The following is a 2,040-nucleotide window of genomic DNA, read 5'->3' on the forward strand; positions in this document are numbered from 1 at the left end:
GCATTGCCTAGGTGATAGCCCTGGCGAAGAACGACCGCCGTCGCCGGGATGCCGGAGAACGTAGCCGAGAAGGCGGCATTGGCGGCAACGCCGATGCCCAGGACTTTCCAGCGATGGCCCGGCGTGAACACCCTCCCGGTGGAACCGGTATCTTCCAGAAGTTCCGACGGCTGCCGGTCGGTGCAATTGACAATGGCGGACATGACTTCATTTCCCGTGCTGGCCAGCGGTCCGGCCTTGACGATCTGTCCCTACCGCCATAATTTCGTCCTGAAAATCAGGAAGTTTTGAACTTACAATCCTGAAAATCGGGACTTCCAACATGCGACGCGTGACATTCGACCTCGACGTCCTGCGCAGTTTCGTCACCGGCATGGAGCTGGGTAGCTTTGCCAAGGCCGCTGACCGGCTTGGCCGGTCGACGTCGGCGGTCAGCGCGCAATTGAAGAAACTGGAAGAACAGGCGGCGACGCCGATCTTCCGCAAATCAGGACGCGGCCTCGCTTTGACCGAGGCAGGCGAGACCATGCTCGGCTATGCGCGCAGGCTGATCGAATTGAATGACGAGGCGGCATCCGCCATCCACGGTGTCGAGCTGGAAGGCTGGGTACGGCTCGGCTTGCAGGAAGATTTCGGCGAGGCGGTGCTGCCGGACGTGCTCGGCCGATTTGCCCGGGCGCACCCCAAGGTGAAGATCGAAGCCAGGATCGCACGCAGCCACGACCTTGCCGAAAGGGTCCTGTCAGGCAGCCTCGATATCGCGCTCGCCTGGCACTGCGGCGAAACGCTGCCCTACAGCCAGCATGTCGCCGATGTGCCGATGCGCTGGATCGGGCCGGCAAAGCGTATCGAGACCAGCCTGCGCAACAGTGAGCCGCTGCCGCTGGTGGCGCTCGAAGCGCCATGCCTTCTGCGCACGGTGGCAACCGAAACGCTCGACCGCGCCGGCCTGTCGTGGCGGATGGCCTTTTCCAGCCCGAGCCTTGGCGGCATCTGGGCAGCCGTGGCGGCGGGGCTGGGGCTGACAATCCGCACCGACATCGGCCTGCCGGCCAGCGTCAGCGCGATGACGCCGGAGATCGCCGGGCTGCCGGCATTGCCCAAAATGGCGTTGGTGCTGCACCAGAAGGATGCTGAACTGGATCCGGTGGCAGCGCGGCTGGCCGACATATTGCTGCAGGCGGCGTTGCAGGCGCTGCCACGGGACGAGCGGTTGAAGGAGGTCGCTTAGACAGCCGGAACAGGTATCCAGCGCCCGACCGCTTATTTACGCTTGTTCGACCTGCCGGCGAACGGATTGTCCGACGTGCGCAGCGCGATGCGGATCGGCACGCCGGGCATATCGAAGGCTTCGCGCAGGCTGTTGGAGAGATAGCGGACATAGGATTGCGGCATCGCATCGGGCCGCGAGCACTGGACAACGAAACCCGGCGGCCGGGTCTTGGCCTGGGTGACGTATTTGACCTTCAGCCGGCGCCCTGCCACGGCAGGCGGCGGATGGTGTGCCAGGATGCCTTCCAGCCAGCGGTTGAGCTTGCCAGTCGAGACGCGGCTGTTCCATACCTTGTGGGTCCTGATGACGGCATCCATCAGCTTGTCGAGGCCGCGCCCGGTCTCGCCGGAGACAGGTACGGCCTGCAGGCCGCGCGCCTGGGGAAGAAGCCGTTCCGTCTTCTCGCGCAGTTCGGCCAGAAGCTCCTGGGGATGGTCGATCAGGTCCCATTTGTTGAAGGCGATCACCGGCGCCCGGCCTTCCCTGATGATCAGGTCGGCGATCTGCAGATCCTGCTTCTCGAAGGGAATGGTGGCGTCGAGCACGATGATGACGATCTCGGCGAAGCGGATGGCGCGCAGGCCGTCCTGCACCGACATCACTTCGAGCTTTTCGTGAATCCTGGCCTTGCGGCGCATGCCGGCCGTATCGAACAGCTTCAGGCGGCGGCCATGCCAATCCCAATCGACCGAGATCGAATCACGGGTGATTCCGGCTTCCGGTCCGGTGAGCAGCCGCTCTTCGCCGATCAGCGCGTTGATCAGCGT

Annotated in this window: 2 protein-coding genes and 1 pseudogene; 1 reads left to right on the forward strand and 2 read right to left on the reverse strand. The window is 64.1% G+C overall.

Annotation, left to right across the window (positions count from 1 at the left end; genetic code table 11):
* Positions 1 to 203 (reverse strand): annotated as a pseudogene (locus tag ENZ75_RS30015) (MFS transporter); the annotation flags it as partial.
* 119 nt (positions 204 to 322) lie between these two features.
* Here ENZ75_RS30015 and ENZ75_RS30020 point away from each other — a divergent pair.
* Complete coding sequence (locus ENZ75_RS30020; RefSeq protein ID WP_013532847.1) at positions 323 to 1,231, forward strand: LysR substrate-binding domain-containing protein; 909 nt, start codon at positions 323 to 325, stop codon at positions 1,229 to 1,231.
* Positions 1,232 to 1,263: 32 nt separating this feature from the next.
* Here the strand turns inward: ENZ75_RS30020 and ENZ75_RS30025 are convergent.
* Positions 1,264 to 2,040: GTP-binding protein (locus tag ENZ75_RS30025; protein ID WP_128278555.1), on the reverse strand; the 777-nt coding region annotated here is incomplete at its 5' end.

Source organism: Mesorhizobium sp. M7A.F.Ca.CA.002.04.1.1, assembly GCF_004022805.1.
Taxonomy (GTDB): Bacteria; Pseudomonadota; Alphaproteobacteria; order Rhizobiales; family Rhizobiaceae; genus Mesorhizobium; species Mesorhizobium ciceri.

Coding starts and splice junctions, on each gene's coding strand:
- ENZ75_RS30020 (WP_013532847.1), top strand. CDS start 323: ATGCGACGCGTGACATTCGACCTCGACGTCCTGCGCAGTTTCGTCACC.